Origin of the sequence: Ureibacillus manganicus DSM 26584, from assembly GCF_000772945.1 — a bacterium.
In the GTDB taxonomy this organism is placed as follows: Bacteria; Bacillota; Bacilli; order Bacillales_A; family Planococcaceae; genus Ureibacillus; species Ureibacillus manganicus.
Genome location: NZ_JPVN01000004.1, coordinates 200,608 through 225,717, shown reverse-complemented (window position 1 = coordinate 225,717; position 25,110 = coordinate 200,608). Strand labels below are relative to the sequence as shown.

The following is a 25,110-nucleotide window of genomic DNA, read 5'->3' as shown; positions in this document are numbered from 1 at the left end:
CAGGATCAAACTCTCCATAAAAGAAAATTTGATAAAGCTCAAATTTTTGCTGGCATCAATTTTGATGTCCAAAATTTTGTTTCTATATTAGAAACGTTTAATTCATTAACGTTTTGTTGTTCAGTTTTCAAGGTTCACTTTTCGTTATCACCTCTTGGCGACTTAACTATCATATCAACTTCTAATATATAAGTCAACACTTTTTTAATTAAAAGTTATTTTTTTATTTTTCTAATATATAGATGTAATACTAGAACTAAATTAATTTGCCCAACAAAATCTGTTGGGCTTTAAATAATAAAATACTCTCTTATAAATGTCAATAGAAATATATTAATTTGTGATGATTCGAACAATATATATACTACGATTATTTGAAAGATCTATAATTTCCCCAGTTTTAAGTAGTCGAATTAGTGGTCGTGTTGGTGAAAATTTATTAATAAACATCACTTCTCCACGTTCTAAATTAGATAACTCTACCCTCATACCTATTGGTAGGTCTACAATAATATCCATTAATGCTTGAACTACTCTTATATCAAACTTACCAAATTCATTTTCTTTTATCATTTCAACGACTTTAAATGGTGACTCTTTCGATCTATAAACTCGTTCACTTGTCATAGCATGGAAGGTATCAGCAACAGCAATGATTTGCGAAAATGGTGAAATGTCTTCAGTTTTTAATCCTCTTGGATATCCACTTCCATCTAATCTTTCATGGTGTTCAATAATCGCTTTTTTCATGTTGTCTTTCAATGCAGGTAAATCTTTTACCATTTGATAACTATAAACAGTGTGTTTCCAAATCTCAGTATATTCCTTTTGGTTTAAAGCGCCTCTTTTTTCGAGAATATGAGATGGAACTTTGGACATACCGCAGTCTGCTAATGTCCCTGCAATGGCCACTTGTAATATAATACCCTTTTCATAACCAAGTTTTTGAGCAATTACTGCACATATTAAACCCGTTGCAATACTATGATGGTGAATATAGTCTTTTGGATTTGAATACTGATTCAAGTCAAAAAGTACTGTACGGTCATTCAAGATTTCCTCTACTAAAGGCAATATAATTCCACGAACTTTTACAATGTCTACTCTAGCTAGTGATTGCCACTTCGAAAATTCCCTTTTAAACTGAACTATTGCTTCCTGATAACTCTTTTTAAACGGATTTTCAATGATTTCAATTGTTTTCGAGGCATTATTATTTTCCACATTTTTTTTCTCTTTTTCAGAAATGTCATCCTTAAAAATAAGTACCTTCGAAATATTAAATACTTTAAAAACATGTAACAATTCAGAAGTGATTATTGAATTTCTAGTAACAATGGGATTATGGGTATTAGCAAATATATCCTGCGCTACTATTTTACCTAAATAACTTTCGTCGACATTAACATAAGTAGCCTCCAACAAATACTCCCCCCGTTCACTATGTATTTTTCATAAAATTATAAGATTAAAGAATAATTCATTTAATATATAAAAATTATACTATATTTTAATTTTCATAAAAGTATTTCTTAACTTCACAGTTATATAAAAAAAAGACTATAGACATTGAACTTTGATTTCAATGATCTATAGTCTCTTTACAATACTATTCTTCGTCTATATTAGAATCATTTGGGATTTGTTCATTCTCCTCAGATTCTACTGTTTCATTTTCTTCGTTAACCTCAGATTCACTATCTAAGTCTTCTTCTAATTCTTCATCGTTTTCGTCTTTCTTCACTCTAGCAACTGTTGCAACGAGCTCGTCTTCACCTAAACGAATAAGTCGAACACCTTGTGTAGAGCGCCCAATAACAGAGATATCGTTTACGTCCATGCGGATGATAATACCGTTAATCGTTATTATCATAATATCTTCTGTACCATCAACTGTTTTTACAGCACACATTGGTCCATTTTTTTCTGTTATTTGAATAGTTTTTATTCCGACACCACCACGGTTTTGTAGGCGGTATTCCGATTCTGGTGTACGTTTACCATACCCTTTTTCAGTTACAACTAAGATTTCTTGTCCTGGTTCTATTATTTCCATACCAACTACGAAGTCATCTTTACGTAATTTAATACCGCGCACCCCAGCAGCAGTACGTCCCATAGAACGAATGTCTTCTTCCTTGAAGCGAATAAGCATTCCATCATTTGTTCCGATAATGATGTCCTTAGTTCCATCAGTTAAACGAACAGATATTAACTCATCCTCATCATGTAAACCTACTGCAATTAAACCATTTTTACGGATGTTCGCAAATTGCGAAAGAGGTGTACGTTTTGTAATCCCCATTTTCGTAGTAAAGATAAAGTAAGCATCTTCTTGATACGATTCTGAACGAATCATTGCAGTCACTTTTTCTTCTTTATCTAAATTTAATAAGTTTACAATAGGTAAACCTTTAGCAGTACGGCTATACTCAGGAATTTCATATCCTTTTGTTAGATATACTTTTCCTTTTGATGTAAAGAATAATATGGCATCGTGAGTTGAAGTAAAGAGTAAATGTTCAACAAAGTCATCTTCGTTTGTACCCATTCCTTGTACTCCACGGCCACCACGTTTTTGGCTTCTATAAGTATTCGAAGCGAGTCTCTTTATGTAGCCATTATGGGTTAATGTAATTACAGAATCTTCCCTTGGGATTAAGTCCTCATCTTCAAGCATTTCGAAACCACCTGCAGTGATTTGTGAACGGCGAGTGTCATTATACTTTTCTTTTATTTCAGTTATTTCATCACGAATAATTTGAACTAATTTTCCTTCATCTGCTAAAACTTCTTTTAAATCGCGAATTAATACTTGAAGTTCATTGTATTCATTTTCAATTTTCTCTCGTTCTAAACCACTTAAACGCACAAGTCGCATATCTAGAATCGCTTGTGCTTGTCGTTCAGTTAAATTGAAGCGCTCCATTAACAATGGTTTCGCTTCTTCACCGCTTCTTGAAGAACGGATGATATTAATGATTTCGTCGATATGGTCAAGAGCAATACGTAAGCCTTCTAAAATATGTGCTCGATCTTCGGCTTTTCTTAAATCGAATTTTGTACGACGAGTGATAACATCTTTTTGATGTTCTAAGTAATGATATAAAACTTCTTTTAAGCTTAATACCTTTGGTTGACCATCCACTAACGCAAGCATATTCACACCGAAGTTAGATTGCATAGCCGTATGTTTATATAAATTGTTTAAAATAACATTTGCATTCGCATCTTTACGTACTTCGATAACGATACGCATACCACGTCGGTCAGATTCATCTCTTAATGCTGTAATTCCATCGATTCGTTTATCTCGAACTAATTCAGCAATTTTTTCGATTAACCTTGCTTTATTCACCTGGTATGGGAGCTCATTTACAATAATTGTTTCTTTCCCATTGGATTGTACTTCAATCTCTACTTTGGCACGAACGGTAATCGAACCACGGCCAGTTTCATAGGCACGGCGAATACCGCTTCGTCCCATAATTACTCCACCAGTTGGGAAGTCAGGTCCGGGAATAATTTCCATTAATTCCTCAGTTGTAATATCCGGGTTTTGGGACAATGCTATGACTGCATCGATTGTTTCACCCAATTGATGTGGAGGAATATTAGTTGCCATCCCAACAGCAATACCAGATGCTCCGTTTAATAATAAATTCGGAATTCGAGCAGGTAATACAAGAGGTTCCTTCTCATTACCATCATAGTTTGGTCCATAATCAATCGTGTCTTTATTGATGTCTCGTAGCATTTCCATCGTAATTTTTGACATACGAGATTCGGTATAACGCATCGCCGCTGCACCATCACCATCAACAGAACCAAAGTTCCCATGACCATCAACTAACATATAACGATAGCTAAACGGTTGGGCCATACGTACCATAGCATCGTAAATTGACGAGTCACCGTGTGGGTGATATTTCCCCATTACGTCTCCTACAATACGTGCACTCTTTTTATATGGTTTATCTGAATAGTTTCCAAGTTCATGCATTCCGTATAAAATACGGCGGTGTACCGGTTTTAAACCATCCCTAACATCTGGTAATGCACGAGATACGATTACACTCATTGCATAACTTAAAAACGACTTTTCTACTTCTTCACTAATTTTAATTCCTTTTACTCCGGAATGTTGATTTTCTTCAGCCATTACATGTACCTCCCTTCAAAAGAAGCCTAAATATCTAGATCTTGAACATAAACTGCGTTTTCCTCAATGAAATTACGGCGAGGTTCAACCTCATCTCCCATTAATTCTTGGAAAATCTTATCAGCTTTTATAGCATCGTCTAACTCTATTTGAAGAAGTGTACGATGTTCTGGATCCATAGTTGTATCCCATAATTGTTCTGCATTCATTTCTCCTAAACCTTTGTATCGTTGAACAACAGGTTTTGGATTTTGTGGTAATCGGTCTAATATTTCTTGTAGTTCTTCGTTTGAGTAACAGTATTCCACATGTTTACCTTGTTTCACTTGATATAAAGGTGGTTGAGCTGCATATACATATCCAGCCTCGATTAGTGGACGCATAAAACGGAAGAAGAACGTTAGTAATAAAATTCGAATATGCGCACCATCAACATCGGCATCTGTCATAATTATGATTTTATGGTAACGTGCTTTTTCTAAGTCAAATTCCTCACCAATACCAGTACCAAATGCAGTAATCATCGCACGAATTTCAGCATTCGATAAAATACGGTTTAAATTTGCCTTTTCTACGTTTAGTATTTTTCCGCGCAAAGGTAAAATTGCTTGGAACCAACGGTCACGACCAGACTTAGCAGAACCACCCGCAGAGTCACCTTCTACGATATAAATTTCAGATTCTTCAGGATTCGTTGAAGTACAGTCAGCCAATTTACCAGGTAAACTTGATACTTCTAATGCGGATTTTTTTCGTGTAAATTCACGTGCTTTTTTCGCTGCTAAACGAGCACGTGAAGCCATCATCCCTTTCTCTACAATTTTACGAGCAATTGCGGGATTTTCTAATAAGAAACGCTCAAAACCATCAGAGAATAGTGAATTTGTAATTTGACTCACTTCAGAGTTCCCTAATTTTGTTTTTGTTTGTCCTTCGAACTGAGGATCTGGATGCTTAATCGAAACAATGGCTGTTAACCCTTCGCGGACATCTTCCCCTGTTAAGTTTGTTTCATTTTCCTTTAACAAACCATTCTTACGCCCGTAATCGTTAATTACACGAGTTAGAGCTGTTTTAAAACCTGATTCGTGCGTTCCACCTTCATACGTATTGATATTGTTAGCAAAAGAATAAATGTTTGAAGCGTAACCTTCGTTATATTGCATAGCAATTTCTACAGTTATGCCATCTTTTTCGCCCATAATATCAATAGGATCATGAGTAGGTTCTTTTCCCTCATTCAGATGTTCAACATATTCTCTAATTCCACCCTCAAAGTGAAAAGTTTCAGAATGAATTTCATCTTCACGCTCATCTTTAATCGTAATACGAATACCACGATTTAAATACGCTAATTCACGAACACGAGTTGCTAAAATATCATATTCATATACTGTTGTTTCTTTAAATATTTCAGGGTCTGCTTTGAAACGTGTTGTTGTTCCTGTTTCATCAGCTTCTCCAATTACCTTTAATGGTTGAATTGTTTTCCCACGTTCGAAGATTATAGAGTGGATTTGGCCGTCACGTTTTACATAAACTTCTGTTGTTTCTGATAATGCGTTTACGACTGATGCACCAACACCATGTAGTCCGCCGGATACTTTGTATCCTCCACCGCCAAATTTTCCTCCTGCGTGTAATACAGTCATAATTACTTCTACAGCAGGCATTCCCATTTTTTCTTGAATACTAACTGGAATACCACGTCCATTATCTTCTACACGAATCCAGTTATCTTTTTCAATAGCAATAATTATTTCAGAACAAAAGCCCGCTAGAGCTTCATCAATACTATTATCAACGATTTCCCAAACTAAATGGTGTAATCCTTTAGAACTTGTTGATCCAATATACATCCCTGGACGCTTACGAACTGCTTCTAAGCCTTCTAAAACTTGTATCTGTTCAGCATCATAAGCATGTTGAACTTTTTCTTCTCCTAAAGCCACCATATTCACCTACTCTTTCAAACTTAGTATGTGTCAAATTTACAAAGCTTTTTCAATATAACTAAAACTTTCTAATTGTTAAGCACAAAAATTATTCAACAGTTCCTTGTTTCACATGAAACATTTTTGCATGTTGAATAGTTTCGTGATGAATCCCGTCAACACTTGTTGTTGTAACAAATGTTTGTACTTCACCTTGAATTGTATTTAATAAATGCGATTGTCTGTAATCGTCCAATTCAGATAAAACATCATCCAATAGTAAAATTGGCGTTTCTCTTGTTTCTTGTTTTATTAGCTCAATTTCAGCGAGCTTTAAAGAAAGTGCTGTTGTCCGTTGTTGTCCTTGAGATCCATATGTTTGAACATCATAGTCATTTACAAAAAATTGTAAATCATCTCGGTGTGGTCCTACTAACGTTACGCCTCTTTCTAACTCTCTTTGCTTTACTTCAGATAGTTTCTTTTTTAAGTATGTAGCCATTTCATCTGGACTCCAATTAGAATCCATGCCCGTCACTGGACGGTATTTTATCGTTAAGTTTTCAAGACCACGTGAGATTCCTGAGTGTATTTTCTCAGCCCATTCTTGCAAAAGTTCCACAAACTCAAATCTTTTACGAATAATTTGGACAGCTGAGTGAATATATTGCTCAGTATAGATCTCAAAAAGCATCTCATTAATCGTTGCTTTTCCCTGATTAACCTTCAACAAATGATTTCTTTGTTTTAGCAATTTTTGGAAGGTTAAAAGATCATGTAAATAGACTGGCGAGATTTGGCCAATCTCCATGTCTATAAATCGTCTTCTAACTTGAGGGCTCCCTTTAACAACATTCAAGTCTTCAGGAGCAAACATGACAACATTCATTTGACCAATATAGTTACTTAATTTAGGTTGTTCTAGGTGGTTAACCCTACCTTTTTTTCCCTTTTTCGAAACAGACAATTCCATTGGAAAACTACCGTAACGATTTTTAACGTCACCTTCTATTTTACCATAGTCTGTTTCCCAGCGTATCAATTCTTTATCATTACTTGTACGGTGTGACTTTGCCATAGCTAAAACATAAATCGATTCCATCACATTTGTTTTACCTTGGGCATTATCCCCTATAAAAACATTAATTTTGGGAGAGAATTCTAACTTAAGCGATTCATAATTTCGATAGTTCGTTAATTGTAAACGTTCAATAATCATTACTTTTCTCCGTTCTTGTTTACAATCACGTACCTACCAACACCAGGTATATTTACAACATCACCATGAAATAATTTACGACCACGACGTTTATCAATTTCACCATTTACATAGACGTCATTTTCATGTAAAAACCACTTTGCCATACCACCTGAACTAATTGAATCCGTAAGTTTTAAAGCCTGACCAAGCGTGATAAATTCAGTATCAATTACAATTTCATTCAAGGTATTTCATCCTCCGATTTACAATACATCTATCTCTATATGATACCTAATTTTAATGCATTACGCCAAGATTAAGAGAAACTATTCGTAAAGAAAGTTTTGTAAATTAAAAAAAGATAGCCGAAAAAGATCGACTATCAATTATCAAAAAATTAATAAGTTCTTACAGGTAAAATCAATTGTAAGATCGCATCATCATGGACAGAACGTAATATAAATGGTCGCATTGCACCAGTGAATTGAATCACAACATCTTGTCCATCGATTGCTTTTAATGCTTCCATCATGTATTTGGCACTAAATGATATTTTTAAACTTTCACCTTCAAGTGATTGTACTTGAATTTGTTCTTCAACTTTACCAATTTCCGGTGAATTAGAAGAAATTTCAACTACGTTTCCTTCTAAAGTTTCAAATTTTACAACATTATTTCGGTCTTCACGAGCAAGAAGTGATGCACGGTCGATAGCTTGTAGAAGTGATTTCCCGTTAATTGTAATATTTGTTTTGAAATCTTCTGGTATTAAACGAGAAGTGTCTGGATAGTTCCCCTCTAACAATCTAGAGAAGAATAAAACATTCTCATCTTTAAATAACACTTGTTGATTTGTAATAACTATTTGGACAGGCTCTGTAGATTCACCTAATATTTTGTTTAACTCATTTAAGCTTTTTCCTGGTATAACAACTGAACTTACATCACTTGGTAATTGTTCTAGTTTCGTTTTTCTACGTGCCAAACGGTGACTATCTGTAGCAACACAAATAAGTTCTTCTTCATGAATGTTCCAATTCACACCAGTTAAAACTGGACGACTTTCTGAAGTGGCAACAGCAAATACAGTTTCTCGTATAATTGCTTTTAACAAATCAGCAGGAATAGAAAATTGTCGGTCCATTGCGATTTCTGGCAGCAAAGGATATTCAGTTGGATCTAATCCAATTAAGTGAAAATCTGATTTACCAGAGCGAATATGCGTCTGGAAACCATTTGACACTTCTATTTCTACATCATTTGTTGGTAACTTACGAACAATTTCATTGAACATTCTTGCTTGTAAAACAATTGAACCTGGTTCACTAATGTTAATTAGTTGTTCCCCATTTTCTTCAACAGGAATAAAAGTTTGAATGGTAATATCAGCATCACTACCAGTTAATCTCATTCCTTCATCAGTCACGTCTATTTTTATACCCGTTAAAATAGGAATAGTCGTTTTAGAACTAACGGCTTTCATGACATCATTTAATCCATCCAACAAACGGTCTCGCATAATATCAAATTTCATTCATTATACCTCTCTTAATTTAATTATATTATTTAAAAGATTTTAATAGATATAGTAGTAGGCACTGTGGATTTGTGGATAAGTGTATTTTCACTTAAGGAAATCAATCTATCCACATGTTAATAACATGTTCGTAAATCTGGGAGAACTCTATCAGATTATCCACAAGCTTATTTACCTAACACACTACGAATTTGTTTAATATCCTGTTGTAATTGTTGATCGTCTTTTAGTAATTTGGCGATTTTTTCATGAGCGTGAATAACAGTTGTATGATCTCGCCCACCAAACTCCTCCCCAATTTTCGGTAATGAGAAGTCTGTCAATTCTCGTGATAAGTACATAGCGACTTGACGAGGAAATGCAATTTGCTTTGTGCGTCGTTTTGCCGAAAAGTCCTCTAATTTAATGTTATAGTGCTCCCCAACAACTTCTTTAATATCAAGAATTGTAATAATACGCGGCTTAGAATTTGGAATGATATCTTTAAGTGCCTGCTGCGCTAATTCAGCTGAAATATCTTGATTTACTAGGGAAGAAAAAGCAACAACTCTTATTAAAGCGCCTTCTAATTCACGAATGTTCGTATCGATTTGATTGGCAATGTAGTGCATTACTTCGTTAGGTATATCTAGTCCATCAGCTTTTGCTTTTTTACGCAAAATGGCGATCCGCGTTTCTAAATCTGGGGGTGTAATATCAGTTATTAAACCCCATTCAAAACGGGAACGTAGGCGATCTTCTAATGTTGGGATTTCTTTTGGCGGTCTATCACTTGAGATAACAATTTGTTTTGACTCAGTGTGTAATGTGTTAAAAGTATGGAAAAATTCTTCTTGAGTTGATTCTTTTCCAGCAAGGAACTGAATATCATCTATTAACAAGACATCAACATTTCTATATTTATTTCTAAAATCTACTGCCTTGTTATCCCGGATTGAGTTAATAAACTCATTTGTAAATTTCTCAGATGAGAGATATACAACTTTAGCATTAGGATTATGCTCTAATACATAATGTCCGATTGCATGCATTAAATGTGTTTTACCTAAACCAACGCCACCATATATAAAGAAAGGGTTGTAGGCATTAGCAGGTGCCTCAGCAACTGCTAGAGATGCAGCGTGAGCAAACCGGTTACCGGCACCAATTACAAATGTGTCAAACGTATATTTCGGATTGAGCATTCCAGCAGAACTATCGTAATGATCTGTATTTTTTGCTTGGATAATTGGAGCGGGTAATTCAAAGTCGTCATCGCCCTGGTCTTTTTGAACAACAAATTTGATCAACAAGTCTTCACCCGTTAATTCAGCTAATATTCCCGCGATTAAATGTACATAATGATTTTCTAACCAATCGCGAGCAAATGAATTTGGTGCAGCAATAATTACGTTCGTACCTTTATATGAAAGCAATTTTGTTGATTTTAACCATGTTTCAAAGCTTGGTTTTGATATTTTTTGTTCAACTTGAGCCAGGACATTGTTCCATAATTCTTCTAAATGTTCCAAGCTTTCGTCTCCTTTACTTTTATTAAAATCAATGCACTTGGCTTTAAATTGGATAACCTAGCCAATAATGAACTTCATTCAGCTTCAGCCAAGGTTCGATCCAAAATTTTTTTACCAATTGCTGAATAAAAAATTTCAAATTTCCAATGTATATTTTCATTTATTACACAAAATCACATACTGTGGATAACTATTATCCATACCTAGTGTAAAACTTTATCCACAAGTTATTAACAAATGTGGATAATTAAAATGTAAATAAAATACTCCACAAGAGAAAACACAATAATCGTAACAAAAAAGAACAGTCATTTCAATAGTTGAAGAAACTTATCCACACAATGTATATTTATGCACCTTAAAGTTTTCCACAAGGGTGAGTATGTGTAAAAGGTGTTATTAAGTGTTGTGGATATTTTTTTTTGGGTAAACTACTATACACAGAGCTTGTGAATAGATGGCGTACAATATTGTGGATAATTTAAAAAGAATATGTAATCTAATTCAATGATTGACATAGTCGATGAATTTTATATATAATATTTGAGTCTGTATGTTGGAATGAAATTAACTTTCTTTCAGCGTGGTAAGCTCAAGACAACAATGAGCTTCAAATATGGCAAGGTAAATTTGATCTAAAAACTTTCATTTGGAGGTGTATATATATGAAAAGAACGTATCAACCAAAAAAACGTAAACATAGTAAAGTACATGGTTTCCGTGCACGTATGAGTACAAAAAACGGTCGTAAAGTAATTGCTGCTCGTCGTAAAAAAGGAAGAAAAGTATTATCAGCATAAGTCCACTGAGCTTCATCAGTGGTCTTTTTTTCTTTATTGTGCTTTAAATAGTAGAGAATATTAAGTTCCTATTGTACTTTTGAAGCTAGGGATAGGTGAAAGAATGAAAAAAAGACAACGTGTTAAAAAAAATGAGGACTTCCAATTGGTCTTTAAAAAAGGAAAATCCTTTGCAAATCGTCAATTTGTAATTTACTGTTTGCCAAAAGAGGGACAAGCTGAGTTTCGAATTGGTTTATCAGTAGGTAAAAAAATCGGTAAAGCTGTTACACGTGTACAAGTTAAACGATATATTCGACAGGTTTTTTTAGAATTAAAAGATCAACTAAAACATGATATGGACTATGTTATTATCGCCAGAATTCCGGCGGCCACTTTAGATTTTCATGAAACGAAAAAAAGCTTAGAACATGTGTTAAAAATAGCAAAAGTATTAAAAAGATAGTAACTTTTCATTGGTATTGTAGAAACAATAGTAGAAGTGGTTATTCATCACATGGTAAAATAGCTAAAATAAAGAAATATTGACAAATTGAATAGCGCTTTAGGAGGAAGAAGGTTGAAGAAAAATTTTTGGATGATTCTGTTACTAGTATCTGTAGTCTTATTGCTATCAGGTTGTACAGAATTTGATCAGCCAATTTCGGCAGAAAGTAAAGGATTCTGGAATGAATTTATCGTTTGGCCATTAGTTTCATTCATAAAATTCTTTGCAGATTTATTAGGTTCTTATGGTTTAGGAATTATTGCTGTAACAATTATTATTCGTATAGTAGTTCTTCCATTAACAATTAAACAAGTTAAAAGCTCTAAAAAAATGCAAGAGATTCAACCAAAATTGAAGGAATTACAACAGAAATACGCTTCAAAAGATGCCATTACTCAACAAAAGTACCAACAAGAAATGATGGCGTTAATGCAAACTGCTGGTGTAAACCCTCTAGCTGGATGTTTACCAATTTTAATTCAAATGCCAATTTTAATTGGTTTCTATCATGCAATTAGCCGTATGAACGCAACACCAGATTTATTCCCATTAGGAACATTTTTAGTATTCCCACTTGGAGAACCAAGTATTGTACTAGCAATACTAGCAGGTCTAATTCAATATGTTGTATTAATGACTGGACCAGCAATGGACAACCCTCAAATGAAGGTTATGATGTACATCATGCCATTAATGATCGTAGGTTTCGGTATAGTTTTACCAGCCGCATTATCATTATATTGGGTTGTCGGAAATATCGTATCAGTATTACAAAACCTTGCAATTTATAAACCTTGGAATAAAAACAAAGAAGCTGCTACAACGGGAGGAGCGAAAAAGTGAAACAAATTACGCAAATAGGCGCAAACGTAGAGGAAGCGCTTCACTTAGCGTTACAGAAACTTGGGGTAACACGCGATCAAGTAGATGTTGAAGTTTTACAAGAAGGTAAAAAAGGATTTTTAGGTTTTGGTGCAAAACCAGCTGAATTACGAGTTACTGTAAAAGAAGAAGAAAAGATTGAATTATTAGCTGAAGAAGTAGTTCAACCTACAAAAGAAAAGTTAATTGAGATCACAGATTCAAAAGAAAAAGAAGAAGCACCTGCAGTTGAACAAGCTGTTCAAACAAGTGAACTAAGCGAAACCGAAGTAGAAAACAGTGTGGAAAATCAAGAGGATGACCCAGTTGAAAAAGCAAAACAATATATTCTGGATATTGCAAAAGAAATGGACATCCATGATTTAAAAATTCAAACTGAATATGAAGGAAAACGTTTATTATTCAAACTTGAGAGTGAAAAGGCTGCTTTATTAATTGGTAAGCATGGTGCTACTTTAAACGCTTTGCAACAATTAACGCAACTAGTGATAAATAATGTTGCAAAAACATTTATTTCTCTATCAATAGATGTGGAAAATTACCGTGAACGACGCCAATCTACACTAGAAAACTTAGCTGATCGAATGGCCGATAAAGCTGTTCGAACGGGTAGAAAGGTAGCGTTCGAGCCAATGCCATCTTATGAGAGAAAAATCATTCATAATGCATTAGCAAATCGTATTGATATTGAAACCTATTCTGAAGGATCAGAACCAAATCGCTATTTGGTGATAGAACCACTAAAATAATAATGTAAAAGGCAAAACTATTCGTGTAGTTTTGCCTTTTTTAATACCAATAGATGTTGCACCATCCATTAATAAAAACCCTTCATTTTTCCTTCTCACACCAATATAATTCGTAATATAAAAAATAAAGTATAGTAGATTAAGGTTATGCTAAAATAAAGAAAATTAAATTAATAAATAGTAGTATATGAATAGTAAAAATCTACTAAAAAATACAACTCAATGGTGATGATTATATGGATAAGCAAAGGGATTACAAGTATATTGAACAATTCTACCAGAAAGTAAAGAGAGAACCAGAAAGTATCATTGTCGTTAATAGTTTTGGAACGATTCTTTTTCTAAATGATACCGCTAAAAATACGTTTTTTTATACAGATGGTAATTTTGAAGTAAATTCTATTAATATATTGATTCCTAACTACCAAAAACTAAATCACAATGAAACTAAATCACCATACATAGCTATTAAAAAAGATTTTCAATTTTTTGCGGTAGATATTAAATCATACTTTATCACGGTCGACGAAGAAATATATGAGGTGCTTCATCTAAATGAAGTTCATGAAGAAATAGGGATTAATCCACAGTTAAATTTATATAACAAAAAACTAGAGGCCATCATACAATCAAAAGATAATTATAATAACATGGCAGAGAACCTCCAAATCGGTATTTTTAAATTACGCAAAAACGAAGATGGAAATCTATACTATACAATGTCTTTAGGTAAAATGATGGACAAAATTGGCGCAAATTCATCAATTATAGTAAATAAATCTCCTTTTGAAGTCTTCCCAATGGAAATTGCTAAATTAAAAAATGAAAGCTATCAAAAAGCATTTGCAGGAAGTAGAGTCAATTATGAAATTGAGTTAAATGGCAAACTTGTTAATGTCACTGCAAGTCCCATTAAGCAAGGCAATGAAGTTACTGAGATTATTGGTACTGTCGAAGATGTAACTGAGTTAAGAACTGCACAACGGGAATTTAAATTAAATCAAGTCCAATACCAATCATTGATAAATTATAGTAACGAATACATTACGACATTAGACAAAGAAGGCCGAATTATTGCAATGAATCCGAAAACAATGGAGATGTTGGATTTCACAAGTGACAATCTTGGCAAAACTACTGTGATAGAGGCTACGGTTGAAGAAGAAAGAAATGTAATTCAATACTATTTTGATAAGGCTCTAAAAGGTGAGATACAGTTTTTCGAATTTGAAGTGAAAAATAAACCATATGATAAAAGATATTTGAGTGTAACATTACTACCAATCATCATTGATAATCAAATTGAAGGTGTATATTCAATTGGTAAAGATATTACAGAAGAAAAGAAAAAACAAGAAACAAATGCTTATTTAGCACATCACGATGAATTAACAAGGCTGCCAAATAGAAGATGGATGGAACAAAAAATAAAAGAAACACTAATAAATGCACAAACGACCAGTGAACAATTTGCAGTTCTTTTTATAGATTTGGATCGTTTTAAATCGATTAATGATACACTAGGTCATTATATTGGAGACCAACTCTTAAATCGTGTAGCAGCACGTATCGAGAGAAAACTAGAAAAAGGAAAACATTATACGGCTCGTATGGGCGGCGATGAATTTATGGTTCTTTTTACTGAAATTCAGTCAGAAACAGAAGTAATTCACTATGCGCAAAAGTTATTAGATTTTATATCAAAACCATTATTCATCGAAGGGCATGAAATATTTACTACAGCGAGTATTGGGATCAGTATTTATCCATCAGGTGGAAATAATGAAGTAGAATTATTGAAAAAAGCCGATATTGCACTATATAAATCTAAAGAATTAGGACGAAACATGTATCAAATTTATGAAACGTCCATGAATAAACGCCAAGAACAATCCTTCTTTATGGAAAGAGATTTAAGAAAAGCTATCTTAAATGATGAATTTATTGCCTATTTCCAACCACGTGTAGATGCAATTACTGGTAAAACGATAAGTGCAGAAGCATTGATCCGTTGGCAACATCCTGAAATTGGTTTAGTTCCACCAGGGGAATTTATTCCGTTAGCTGAAGAATCAGGTCTAATTATTCCAATTGGAAAGTGGATGAAAAAAAGAGTATGTGAACAATTAGTTGCATGGAGAGAAGCAAATGTACCAATGATCCCAATTAGCGTAAACATTAGTTCACAACGTTTTTTACAACATAACTTTTCAAGTGAAATAAGGGAACTATTAAATGAATATCAATTAGAAGGAAAATGGTTGGAGATTGAGATTACTGAAAACTCGATAATGCGAAACGAAGAAATTGTTCTGCACACTTTAAGCGAATTAAAGGATATGGGTGTCAAAGTTTATATTGATGATTTTGGAACAGGATACTCATCCTTTAATTACTTAAAAACATTTCAATTGGATGGAGTTAAAATTGACCGTTCCTTTATACAAAATATTTCATCTTATTCAGAGAATGCGGGAATCACAACAGCTATGATTAAAGTGGCTCAGCATCTAAAACTTGATGTCATAGCAGAAGGTGTTGAAACTAAAGAAGAATTAGAATATTTAATGGAACAAAATTGTACATATATCCAAGGGTACTTTTTCGGTAAACCATGTCCTATAGTAGAATTTGAAGAAAAATTTTTGCTAAAAATATAATCAAATTAAAAAGAGTTACATAGACACCGACTATGTAGCTCTTTTTATATACTGTGGTATTTAAACTGGAAATCTATCATGTATAAATTAACACTTTAATCGCACATTGTGGATAAAGTTCACGTATTGAAAGTTCATGTAGAGCAGTAAAAAACTCAACAATTTCTACTTCAACGAAAATGACACACGACATAACTGGAATTATGTGAAATTTGCACTTAATTATTAATATGTCGTATATAGATTTCGCCAGCAGAAGAACTTAAAAAGTTAAATGGGGACAACTTTCCAGAAGGGATGGAGTCGTTTATCCACATGTGGAAAATTGCTTTACTTCCGTATTCACCAAAAATATGTTACTCTAAATTGTTAGTAAATCATCTTTGAAAATACTTATCCCCTTGTGGATAAATAACGATAAAAATTTTTAGTTACTATAAATTGTGTATAAGATTTTAAACTGATTATAGGAGGAGAGACTAAATGGATTTTGATACAATTGCTGCGATATCCACGCCAATGGGCGAAGGAGCTATTGCTATCGTTCGGTTAAGTGGAGATGAAGCAGTAAGAATTTCTGATAAAATATATAAGTCACCAAATGGTAAAAAGCTAGCTGATGAAAAATCACATACAATCCATTATGGGCATTTAATAGATCCTACAACCAATGAGGTAGTAGAAGAAGTAATGGTATCGTTAATGCGCGGTCCAAAAACTTTTACGAGAGAAGATGTTGTAGAAATAAATTGTCATGGTGGTATTGTTTCAGTCAATCGAGTGTTGCAGTTAGTATTACGAACTGGTGCGAGACTAGCAGAACCTGGCGAATTTACAAAAAGAGCATTTTTAAATGGACGTATTGATTTATCGCAGGCTGAGGCAGTAATGGATTTAATTCGTGCAAAAACTGATCGAGCGATGAATGTTGCTCTTGGGCAAATGGATGGCAAGCTTTCAAAACTGATTGACCAATTGCGACAAGCATTAATCGAGACTTTGGCACAAGTTGAAGTAAATATAGATTATCCTGAATATGATGATGTAGAAGAAATGACAATCCCGGTATTACTAGAAAAATGCTCTTGGGTGCGTGAAGAAATAAAAAAACTTTTACAAACTTCATCCCAAGGGAAGATTTTACGTGAAGGCTTATCTACTGTTATATTAGGAAGGCCAAACGTTGGGAAATCATCCTTATTAAATAGTTTAGTTCAAGAAAATAAAGCAATTGTCACAGATATTGCTGGAACAACTCGTGATATTATAGAGGAATATGTCAACGTAAGAGGTGTACCACTACGACTTGTGGACACAGCAGGTATTCGTGAGACTGAAGATATCGTTGAAAGAATAGGGGTAGAAAGATCCCGTCAAGTATTAAAAGAGGCTGATTTAATATTACTTGTTTTAAATGCAGCTGAAGAACTCTCTATTGAAGATGAGCGTTTATTCGAAACTATCCAATCGATGGATTTTATTGTAGTAGTAAATAAAACAGATCTTCCAAGAAAAATTGATCTGCAAAAGGTCATAGAGTTAGCGAACGGAAGAAAAGTAGTCACGACTTCATTATTAAAAGAAGAAGGCGTAATTGAGCTTGAAGAAGCCATTGCTGCTCTATTTTTTGAAGGACAAATCGAATCAGATGATTTAACCTATGTTTCAAATACACGTCATATTTCATTATTACATCAAGCGCTTGATACAATTAGTGACGCAATTGAAGGTGCTGAAAATGGAGTACCAGTTGATATTGTTCAAATTGATGTAACTAGAACTTGGGAACTATTAGGTGAAATTGTTGGTGACACAGTACAAGAAAGTTTAATAAATCAGTTATTCTCTCAATTCTGTTTAGGAAAATAATCAAATGCGCCTTGGTGCATTTGTGACTGTCGCAAGCTTTAATATTAAGTCTAAAGGTTTTCTAAAGTGAAAGACTATCCCTGGATGAAATAAAAAGTTGATGGAAACAGGATAAGTGGGGAAAATTAATAAATAAGTTAATGTATAGAGAGGAAGATAAAGCATGACAACGACAACTTATGAAGCTGGTACGTTTGATTGTGTAGTAATCGGCGCTGGTCATGCTGGTGCAGAAGCAGCATATGCAGCTAGTAAAATGGGTGCGAAAACACTTATGTTAACGATTAATATAGATATGATTGCCTTTATGCCATGTAATCCTTCAATTGGAGGACCAGCAAAAGGTATAGTTGTCCGCGAAATTGATGCATTAGGCGGACTTATGGGGAAAGTAATAGATAAAACCCACATACAAATGCGCATGCTAAACACAGGAAAAGGCCCTGCAGTTCGTGCTTTACGTGCACAGGCAGATAAAGTTCTTTATCAACGCGAAGTGAAACGTATTTTAGAGGCAGAAGAAAATTTAACAATTTACCAAGCAATGGTGGATGAGTTAATTGTAGAAGACGGTGAAGTGAAAGGTGTTATTACCCAAACTGGTGCAATTTACAGAGCAAAAACGGTCATCATTACTACAGGAACTTATTTGCGCGGGGAAATAATATTAGGTGACTTGAAATATTCTAGCGGTCCAAATAATACAAGACCATCACTGAAACTAGCTGACAATTTACTTGAACTAGGATTTGATATGGTTAGATTTAAAACCGGAACACCTCCGCGTATTAATGGTAAAACGATTGACTATAGCAAAACGGAAATCCAACCAGGTGATACTGAGCCACGTGCTTTTAGTTTTGAAACAACTGAATTTATATTAGACCAATTACCTTGTTGGTTAACTTATACAAGTTTAGAAACACATGAAATTATTAATAACAATTTAGATAAAGCGCCTATGTTTACAGGTTTAGTCACTGGACCTGGGCCACGTTATTGCCCATCAATCGAAACGAAAGTTGTTCGTTTTAACGATAAGCCAAGACACCAAATCTTCTTAGAGCCAGAAGGTCGCGAAACAGATGAGGTATATGTTCAAGGATTATCAACTAGTTTACCTGAAGACATTCAACAACTAATGTTAAAAACGGTTCCAGGTTTAGAAAATGCACAAATGATGCGTGCTGGTTATGCAATCGAATATGATGCAGTAGTACCAACTCAACTTTGGCCAACACTTGAAACAAAGCATATTAAAAACCTATATACTGCTGGTCAAATTAATGGAACAAGTGGTTATGAAGAAGCTGCGGGTCAAGGGATCATGGCTGGTATTAATGCGGCTAGAAGAATATTCGGAAAAGAAGAAGTAATTCTAAAACGTTCTGAAGGCTATATAGGGGTACTGATTGATGATTTAGTAACAAAAGGAACGAATGAACCATATCGTTTACTAACATCTCGAGCGGAATACCGTTTGCTACTTCGTCATGATAATGCAGATTTACGTTTAACAGAACTAGGTTATGAATTAGGAATGATTTCAGAAGATCGTTATTCTAAATATTTAACGAAAAAAGAACAAATCGAAACTGAAATCAATCGCCTTCGTGAAACGATTATTAAACCAAATGAAACAACACAAAGTTTGATCCGATCTGTTGGTGGAACAGAACTAAAGGATGGTATTCGTGCTGCAGATTTAGTGAAACGAACAGAAATGAACTATAATTTAGTTGCTTCACTAACACCTTCAGATGTTGAGTTAAGCGATGAAGTTAAAGAACAAATTGAAATTCAGCTTAAATATGAAGGATATATTCAAAAAGCTCTACAGCAAGTTGAGAAACTTCATAAAATGGAAGAAAAGAAAATACCTGAAAATATCGATTATGATGATATTTCAAGCTTAGCAACTGAAGCACGTGAAAAGTTAAAAGAAGTTCGTCCATTGTCAATTGCACAAGCGTCTCGAATTTCAGGTGTAAATCCTGCAGACATTTCGATTCTCCTCGTTTATATAGAGCAAGGGAAAATTGCTCGAGTAAGTAACGAATAAAAATGAGCGTTCGAGTGCAAGAGATTACTCGAACGCTTAATTTTTCTTATACTAATCAATAAATAGGATTTCTTATACTTAAAGGAGATAAAAATGAACGAACAACAATTTATTGAAGCATTAAAGGAAAAGGGAATAGAACTAACACAAGTACAAATCGATCAGTTTAAAAAATACTTTGAACTGCTAGTTGAATGGAATGAAAAAATGAATTTAACTGCAATTACTGATTTAGAAGGTGTATATTTAAAACATTTCTATGATTCGATTAGTGCTAGTTTTTATTTTGATTTTTCAAAGGTAACAACTGTTTGTGATGTTGGGGCTGGGGCTGGTTTCCCGAGTTTACCTATAAAAATCTGTTTCCCACATTTACATGTAACGATTGTAGATTCATTAAATAAAAGAATTAACTTTTTAAATCATTTAAGTGAACAGTTAAATTTAGATCATGTTGAGTTTGTCCATGCACGTGCAGAAGAATTCGGCCAAAATCAAAAATATCGAGAAAAATTTGATGTAACTACAGCTCGTGCGGTTGCTCGTCTATCCGTTTTATCTGAACTTTGTATTCCATTAGTTAAAAAAGGTGGATACTTTGTAGCTCTAAAAGCAGCAGCTGGTCCAGAGGAATTAAAAGACGCAAAAAAAGCAATTGCAACATTAGGGGCTTCTCTAAATCAAGAGTTTGCTTATCTATTACCAGTTGAAGAAAGTGAGCGAACAATCTATATTTTTGATAAAATAAAAGAAACTCCTAAAAAATTCCCACGAAAACCAGGAGTCCCTAATAAAAGTCCTATTCAATAATAGATTAGTAACCTTTCATTGTTTCACGTGAAACATAAATATTCCAAAAAACATAAAAAGTTCCACGTGAAACAATTATATAGTTAAAAATAAATTTGCTTTTATATTCATACATATTTTATAGTAAGTACAGTTTACTAGTTTTTATATTTAATAGAATACTGTACATTTTTTTATATTTGGTTGATAATATAGTATAGGAGCAAGAAAGTTTCAAAAAGGTGGTGCCATTGGATGAAAAGTCCTTTTTCACGTTTTTTCGGAGGCGGGGATAAACTAGCATCTGAGGTTAAGAGTGATGTGGAAGTAATAGAAAATAAGTCTACAGAAGAAGTAGTTAAAATTACGATCGATCAGATTATTCCAAATCGTTTTCAGCCTCGAACAGTTTTTGATGAAGAAAAAATAGAAGAATTAGCAAGAACAATTCATACGCACGGAGTAATTCAACCAATTGTAGTTAGACGTTTTGGTGAAGAACAGTATGAAATTATTGCCGGCGAACGTCGTTATCGAGCAATGAAAAAACTAAATTGGACTGAAGTTCCTGCTATCGTTCGTAATTTAAGTGATAAAGAGACAGCTTCAATTGCTCTGATAGAAAACCTTCAAAGAGAAGAATTAACTGCAATTGAAGAAGCAATGGCTTATCAACAACTAATTGAACTCCATTCATTGACACAAGAAGCACTTGCCCAACGTCTAGGAAAAGGCCAATCAACCGTTGCCAATAAATTACGTTTATTAAAGTTGCCACAAAATGTGCAAGAAGCTATTTTGAAAAGAGAAATTTCTGAAAGACATGCTAGAGCATTAATTTCAATCAAAGATGAAGAAACTCAAAGTGAATTAGTAGAGTTAGTGAAAGAATACGATTGGAATGTACGCCAACTAGAAGACTATATACAACAACTTCTAACTCCAAAAGACGAAGAAGTTAAAAAGGAAAGACCAAAAAGAAAAGCAATTAGTAAAGATATTCGAATTGCTGTGAATACAATAAGACAATCACTATCAATGGTTACAAAAAGTGGTATTAAAGTAAAAACAGAAGAAGAAGAAACAGAAGAATTTTATACAATTACTGTGAAAATTCCAAAGAAGAAAAATTAAAGAATGGGGTTATCTTAAGAGAATATCTTTTAAGACAACCCTATCTTTTTATGAAATATTGTCCAAAATAATATGCATCTACATAACATTAATTGCTTACTCAAAGGGGTCGTCTAAATTTTTTTATTTATGACGCCCTCTTTTCTATCGTTTTTTCAACCTAAATACTATTTTTTTGTTAGAATAATAGAAGTACTAAATACTAGATAGATACTAAAACAATAAAAAAATTCGATTAATATAAATTAGAAGATGAAAGTAGGTGCAATCGTCTTGGGAAGAACCATTGCTGTAACAAATCAAAAAGGTGGGGTTGGTAAAACAACAACATCCGTAAATTTAAGTGCATGTTTAGCTTACTTAGGAAAAAAAGTGTTACTAATTGATATTGACCCACAAGGTAATGCAACTAGTGGTGTAGGAATCAATAAAGGAGAAACTCAGCATTGTATTTATGATGTATTAATTGATGATGAAGATATTCGAAATGTCATTAAAGTGACAAAAGTTGAAAATTTATCAGTAGTACCAGCAACCATTTCACTTGCGGGGGCAGAAGTGGAATTAGTCTCTACTATTTCACGTGAAGTTCGTTTAAAGCATGCATTAGAAGATGTGAAGGATCATTATGATTATGTCATTATTGACTGTCCACCTTCGTTAGGTTTACTAACGATTAATGCTTTAACTGCAGCAGATGCAGTAATCATTCCAGTTCAATGTGAATTTTATGCATTAGAAGGTTTAAGTCAATTATTATCAACTATCCGACTTGTACAAAAACATTTAAATCAAGAGTTATATATTGATGGGGTAGTTTTAACGATGTTAGATGCTCGAACGAATTTAGGGATACAAGTAATTGAAGAAGTGAAAAAGTACTTCCAAGAAAAAGTTTATAAATCTATCATTCCAAGAAATGTTCGTTTAAGTGAAGCACCAAGTCATGGTGAACCAATTATTATTTATGATCCTAAATCACGTGGAGCTGAGATTTACTTAGAACTGGCGAGGGAAGTGGTTAAAAATGGCTAGGGGATTAGGTAAAGGTTTAGAAGCTTTATTACCAGCAATGGACAATGAAAATGAAATTAAAAAAATCCCATTGCAGAAGTTAGTTGCAAACCCATATCAACCTCGTAAAATTTTTCATGACGAAGCCATAGAAGAATTAGCACAATCTATACGAGAACATGGAATCATTCAACCAATTGTAGTTCGTAAAAAAGGTTCAAAATATGAAATTGTAGTTGGTGAAAGACGTTTTAGAGCAGCTAAATTAGCAGAGCTCAATCAAATACCTGCCATCGTTAAAGAAATGACTGAAGAACAAATGATGGAGGTTGCTATTTTAGAGAACCTTCAACGTGAAGACTTAACACCAATTGAAGAAGCAGAAGCTTATCAGAGCTTAATAGACAAATTGAACTTTACTCAAGAAGATCTTGCAAAACGTTTAGGGAAATCTCGCCCACATATTACTAATCATATTCGTTTACTTCAATTACCTGATGTAGTTAGGCAAATGGTAAATGATGGTTTGCTATCGATGGGTCATGGTAGAACATTGCTAGGGTTAAAAAATAAAAGAAAAATTCCTGAAGTTGCAAATAGAGTTGTAAAACAGCAACTGAATGTTCGCCAATTGGAGAGTTTAATTAAAGAAATGAATGAGAATGTTTCACGTGAAACTTCTAAAACTAACAAAGATATTTTTGTTCAATCAAAAGAAACTCAGTTAAGGGAGTATTTTGGAACAAATGTACAAATTAAGAAATCAAAAAATAAAGGTAAGATAGAAATAGAATTTTACTCAGAGGAAGATTTAGAGCGGATTTTAGAAATATTAGAATTAGAAGAAGAACTATAATCAATTGAGCGCCTAGTTTAGTTAATCTGGCGCTCTTTTAACTTCATTTAGTAGATATTTTTCTGTACAGAATAAACATCACAGGTACAACCACGCCAAGGCGAATTTGATTTTATTGGAGAATAAATATGATTTTATTGGGCTCAATTATTAATGCAGTATTAATTATTCTAGGTTCTATAATAGGTAGGTTGTTCCAAAACATTCCTGAACAAATGAAAAATACCGTTTTACAAATAATTGGTTTGGCAGTAGCAGTTCTAGGAATTCAAATGGGCTTTGAAACGAGCAATTTTGTAATTGTAATTGTTAGTTTGGTTGTTGGAGCAGTTCTAGGTGAATGGATCGATTTAGATAAACAAATAGAAAAATTAGGAAAATGGGTTGAATCTCTTTTCAAAAATAGAAAAGCAAACAATACAAGCATCTCAGATGCATTTGTAACTGCAACACTATTATTTGTTATTGGGTCAATGGGAATTATTGGAGCGCTAGACAGTGGATTGCGAAACAATCATGATGTTCTAATTACGAAGGGGATTATTGATGGATTTATATCAATTATTTTATCCTCAACGTTAGGTCTAGGTGTATTATTATCAGCAATTCCAATCCTTTTGTATGAAGGAATGATTGCACTTTTAGCAGGTATTATAAGTGAATACATACCAGAAGCAGCACTAAATCTATATATTCAAGAAATGACTGCAACAGGAGGTATTATGATCTTAGCAATTGGATTAAATATGGCCGGCTTAACTAAAATTCGAGTAGCCAATTTGCTCCCCGGGATTGTCGTAGTTGGGATAGTTATTGCGATTATTTTTCCCTTTCAGTGAATGACGTTGCCAAGCTAAAAGTAATGCTCTAGCAATTTTATCACTCATTGAATAAGTAGTTTTAAGGCGTGTATTTTGTAAAACTAGCATTTCCATAAATCCACCTACGTTAACAATTCCTTTAATTGAAATATCACCAATAGCAGGTAACTCTTTTTTTACGGCTTTTCCTGGTAATAATGGACCTTCATGAACAAGAATCTGTCCAATCGAACTTTCTGAACCTAAGCATGCATCAATAGCAACGACAAAAGGAGGATTTTTCATTTGTTGTATTTCTTCAACAGTTGGTGGTAAATTGACTGCATGTAAAGGATCTTCTAAAGTGCCAATCACTTTAAAGGGAAAAGAGTGATAGCTTTTAAGAAAGCTGCCAGTAAGTGGTCCAAGTGAATCGCCTGTTGAACGATCAGTTCCTATACAACAAAAAATGATTTGCTCATGGTCAAAAGGGATATAATTTAAAAATAGATCACTTAAACGCCATACAGCACCTGATTGTTCATGATGTACAAAGGATTTTACAGTTTCGTTTATATTCTGCATAAATCTCTCTCTTTCTTTGAAATTATTAAAAAATGATTCTCCAAAACTCGAGCTTATTGTTATGCAGTATATTCAAAA

Annotated in this window: 21 protein-coding genes; 13 read left to right on the top strand and 8 right to left on the bottom strand. The window is 33.7% G+C overall.

Features of this window, described 5'->3' with window-relative positions:
* A partial coding sequence (locus CD29_RS20585; RefSeq protein WP_211277448.1) for a hypothetical protein occupies nucleotides 1-192 on the top strand: 192 nt, incomplete at its 5' end.
* A gap of 141 nt (nucleotides 193-333) precedes the next feature.
* Here CD29_RS20585 and CD29_RS04850 read toward each other — a convergent pair.
* The 7 genes from CD29_RS04850 to dnaA form a co-directional block, all read right to left on the bottom strand.
* On the bottom strand, nucleotides 334-1,422 hold the full coding sequence (locus CD29_RS04850; protein WP_036183515.1) for an HD-GYP domain-containing protein: 1,089 nt from the start codon (nucleotides 1,420-1,422) through the stop codon (nucleotides 334-336).
* Between the two features lie 187 nt (nucleotides 1,423-1,609).
* Nucleotides 1,610-4,162 carry a DNA gyrase subunit A gene (gyrA, locus tag CD29_RS04845; protein ID WP_036183512.1) on the bottom strand — a complete coding sequence of 851 codons (2,553 nt, stop codon included), beginning with the start codon at nucleotides 4,160-4,162 and terminating at the stop codon, nucleotides 1,610-1,612.
* 26 nt (nucleotides 4,163-4,188) lie between these two features.
* Entirely contained in the window at nucleotides 4,189-6,117 is a 1,929-nt protein-coding gene (gene gyrB, locus CD29_RS04840; RefSeq protein WP_081976144.1) for a DNA topoisomerase (ATP-hydrolyzing) subunit B, read from the bottom strand.
* A gap of 88 nt (nucleotides 6,118-6,205) precedes the next feature.
* Nucleotides 6,206-7,315 (bottom strand): DNA replication/repair protein RecF, encoded by a 1,110-nt coding sequence (gene recF / locus CD29_RS04835; RefSeq protein WP_036183509.1) that lies wholly within the window; start codon nucleotides 7,313-7,315, stop codon nucleotides 6,206-6,208.
* Nucleotides 7,315-7,542, bottom strand: coding sequence for a S4 domain-containing protein YaaA (gene yaaA / locus CD29_RS04830; RefSeq protein ID WP_036183508.1), 228 nt, complete (start codon nucleotides 7,540-7,542; stop codon nucleotides 7,315-7,317). Before yaaA ends, recF begins: the two co-directional genes overlap by 1 nt.
* Nucleotides 7,543-7,694: 152 nt before the next feature.
* Nucleotides 7,695-8,831 carry a DNA polymerase III subunit beta gene (gene dnaN / locus CD29_RS04825; RefSeq protein ID WP_036183505.1) on the bottom strand — a complete coding sequence of 379 codons (1,137 nt, stop codon included), beginning with the start codon at nucleotides 8,829-8,831 and terminating at the stop codon, nucleotides 7,695-7,697.
* Nucleotides 8,832-9,001: 170 nt separating this feature from the next.
* A complete protein-coding gene (dnaA, locus tag CD29_RS04820) occupies nucleotides 9,002-10,345 on the bottom strand; it encodes a chromosomal replication initiator protein DnaA (protein WP_036183501.1) in 1,344 nt (447 codons plus the stop codon).
* Between the two features lie 665 nt (nucleotides 10,346-11,010).
* Between dnaA and rpmH the strand changes: the two genes are divergently transcribed.
* The 12 genes from rpmH to CD29_RS04760 all read left to right on the top strand — a co-directional run bounded on the left by rpmH (nucleotide 11,011) and on the right by CD29_RS04760 (nucleotide 24,486).
* Complete coding sequence (gene rpmH, locus CD29_RS04815) at nucleotides 11,011-11,145, top strand: 50S ribosomal protein L34 (protein WP_036183498.1); 135 nt, start codon at nucleotides 11,011-11,013, stop codon at nucleotides 11,143-11,145.
* Nucleotides 11,146-11,248: 103 nt separating this feature from the next.
* Nucleotides 11,249-11,590, top strand: coding sequence for a ribonuclease P protein component (gene rnpA, locus CD29_RS04810; protein ID WP_036183495.1), 342 nt, complete (start codon nucleotides 11,249-11,251; stop codon nucleotides 11,588-11,590).
* A gap of 114 nt (nucleotides 11,591-11,704) precedes the next feature.
* Nucleotides 11,705-12,475 carry a membrane protein insertase YidC gene (gene yidC / locus CD29_RS04805; RefSeq protein ID WP_036183487.1) on the top strand — a complete coding sequence of 257 codons (771 nt, stop codon included), beginning with the start codon at nucleotides 11,705-11,707 and terminating at the stop codon, nucleotides 12,473-12,475.
* On the top strand, nucleotides 12,472-13,263 hold the full coding sequence (gene jag, locus CD29_RS04800) for an RNA-binding cell elongation regulator Jag/EloR (RefSeq protein WP_036183484.1): 792 nt from the start codon (nucleotides 12,472-12,474) through the stop codon (nucleotides 13,261-13,263). The genes yidC and jag overlap by 4 nt, the downstream gene beginning before the upstream one ends.
* Nucleotides 13,264-13,499: 236 nt before the next feature.
* Nucleotides 13,500-15,923: a sensor domain-containing protein gene (locus tag CD29_RS04795; RefSeq protein WP_052123999.1), complete on the top strand. Its 2,424-nt coding sequence runs from the start codon at nucleotides 13,500-13,502 to the stop codon at nucleotides 15,921-15,923.
* A gap of 483 nt (nucleotides 15,924-16,406) precedes the next feature.
* Nucleotides 16,407-17,792, top strand: coding sequence for a tRNA uridine-5-carboxymethylaminomethyl(34) synthesis GTPase MnmE (gene mnmE, locus CD29_RS04790; RefSeq protein ID WP_036183481.1), 1,386 nt, complete (start codon nucleotides 16,407-16,409; stop codon nucleotides 17,790-17,792).
* Between the two features lie 163 nt (nucleotides 17,793-17,955).
* Nucleotides 17,956-19,854 carry a tRNA uridine-5-carboxymethylaminomethyl(34) synthesis enzyme MnmG gene (gene mnmG, locus CD29_RS04785; protein WP_036183477.1) on the top strand — a complete coding sequence of 633 codons (1,899 nt, stop codon included), beginning with the start codon at nucleotides 17,956-17,958 and terminating at the stop codon, nucleotides 19,852-19,854.
* A gap of 93 nt (nucleotides 19,855-19,947) precedes the next feature.
* The gene (gene rsmG / locus CD29_RS04780) at nucleotides 19,948-20,664 is read left to right on the top strand and encodes a 16S rRNA (guanine(527)-N(7))-methyltransferase RsmG (protein WP_036183472.1); all 717 of its coding nucleotides are present in this window, start codon (nucleotides 19,948-19,950) and stop codon (nucleotides 20,662-20,664) included.
* A 234-nt stretch (nucleotides 20,665-20,898) separates the two neighbouring features.
* Nucleotides 20,899-21,777 (top strand): nucleoid occlusion protein, encoded by an 879-nt coding sequence (noc, locus tag CD29_RS04775; RefSeq protein WP_036183471.1) that lies wholly within the window; start codon nucleotides 20,899-20,901, stop codon nucleotides 21,775-21,777.
* Nucleotides 21,778-22,050: 273 nt separating this feature from the next.
* Nucleotides 22,051-22,812: a ParA family protein gene (locus CD29_RS04770; RefSeq protein ID WP_036183468.1), complete on the top strand. Its 762-nt coding sequence runs from the start codon at nucleotides 22,051-22,053 to the stop codon at nucleotides 22,810-22,812.
* Nucleotides 22,805-23,647: a ParB/RepB/Spo0J family partition protein gene (locus tag CD29_RS04765; RefSeq protein WP_036183466.1), complete on the top strand. Its 843-nt coding sequence runs from the start codon at nucleotides 22,805-22,807 to the stop codon at nucleotides 23,645-23,647. The genes CD29_RS04770 and CD29_RS04765 overlap by 8 nt, the downstream gene beginning before the upstream one ends.
* Before the next feature lie 128 nt (nucleotides 23,648-23,775).
* The gene (locus tag CD29_RS04760; RefSeq protein ID WP_036183464.1) at nucleotides 23,776-24,486 is read left to right on the top strand and encodes a DUF554 domain-containing protein; all 711 of its coding nucleotides are present in this window, start codon (nucleotides 23,776-23,778) and stop codon (nucleotides 24,484-24,486) included.
* On the opposite strand, the gene yyaC is transcribed toward CD29_RS04760, so the two are convergent.
* Complete coding sequence (gene yyaC / locus CD29_RS04755) at nucleotides 24,403-25,032, bottom strand: spore protease YyaC (RefSeq protein WP_036183463.1); 630 nt, start codon at nucleotides 25,030-25,032, stop codon at nucleotides 24,403-24,405. The two genes, CD29_RS04760 and yyaC, sit on opposite strands and share 84 nt — an antisense overlap.
* Nucleotides 25,033-25,110 lie beyond the last annotated feature (78 nt).

Coding starts and splice junctions, on each gene's coding strand:
- gyrA (WP_036183512.1), bottom strand. CDS start 4,162: ATGGCTGAAGAAAATCAACATTCCGGAGTAAAAGGAATTAAAATTAGT.
- gyrB (WP_081976144.1), bottom strand. CDS start 6,117: ATGGTGGCTTTAGGAGAAGAAAAAGTTCAACATGCTTATGATGCTGAA.
- recF (WP_036183509.1), bottom strand. CDS start 7,315: ATGATTATTGAACGTTTACAATTAACGAACTATCGAAATTATGAATCG.
- dnaN (WP_036183505.1), bottom strand. CDS start 8,831: ATGAAATTTGATATTATGCGAGACCGTTTGTTGGATGGATTAAATGAT.
- rpmH (WP_036183498.1), top strand. CDS start 11,011: ATGAAAAGAACGTATCAACCAAAAAAACGTAAACATAGTAAAGTACAT.
- rnpA (WP_036183495.1), top strand. CDS start 11,249: ATGAAAAAAAGACAACGTGTTAAAAAAAATGAGGACTTCCAATTGGTC.
- CD29_RS04795 (WP_052123999.1), top strand. CDS start 13,500: ATGGATAAGCAAAGGGATTACAAGTATATTGAACAATTCTACCAGAAA.
- mnmE (WP_036183481.1), top strand. CDS start 16,407: ATGGATTTTGATACAATTGCTGCGATATCCACGCCAATGGGCGAAGGA.
- mnmG (WP_036183477.1), top strand. CDS start 17,956: ATGACAACGACAACTTATGAAGCTGGTACGTTTGATTGTGTAGTAATC.
- rsmG (WP_036183472.1), top strand. CDS start 19,948: ATGAACGAACAACAATTTATTGAAGCATTAAAGGAAAAGGGAATAGAA.
- noc (WP_036183471.1), top strand. CDS start 20,899: ATGAAAAGTCCTTTTTCACGTTTTTTCGGAGGCGGGGATAAACTAGCA.
- CD29_RS04765 (WP_036183466.1), top strand. CDS start 22,805: ATGGCTAGGGGATTAGGTAAAGGTTTAGAAGCTTTATTACCAGCAATG.
- CD29_RS04760 (WP_036183464.1), top strand. CDS start 23,776: ATGATTTTATTGGGCTCAATTATTAATGCAGTATTAATTATTCTAGGT.
- yyaC (WP_036183463.1), bottom strand. CDS start 25,032: ATGCAGAATATAAACGAAACTGTAAAATCCTTTGTACATCATGAACAA.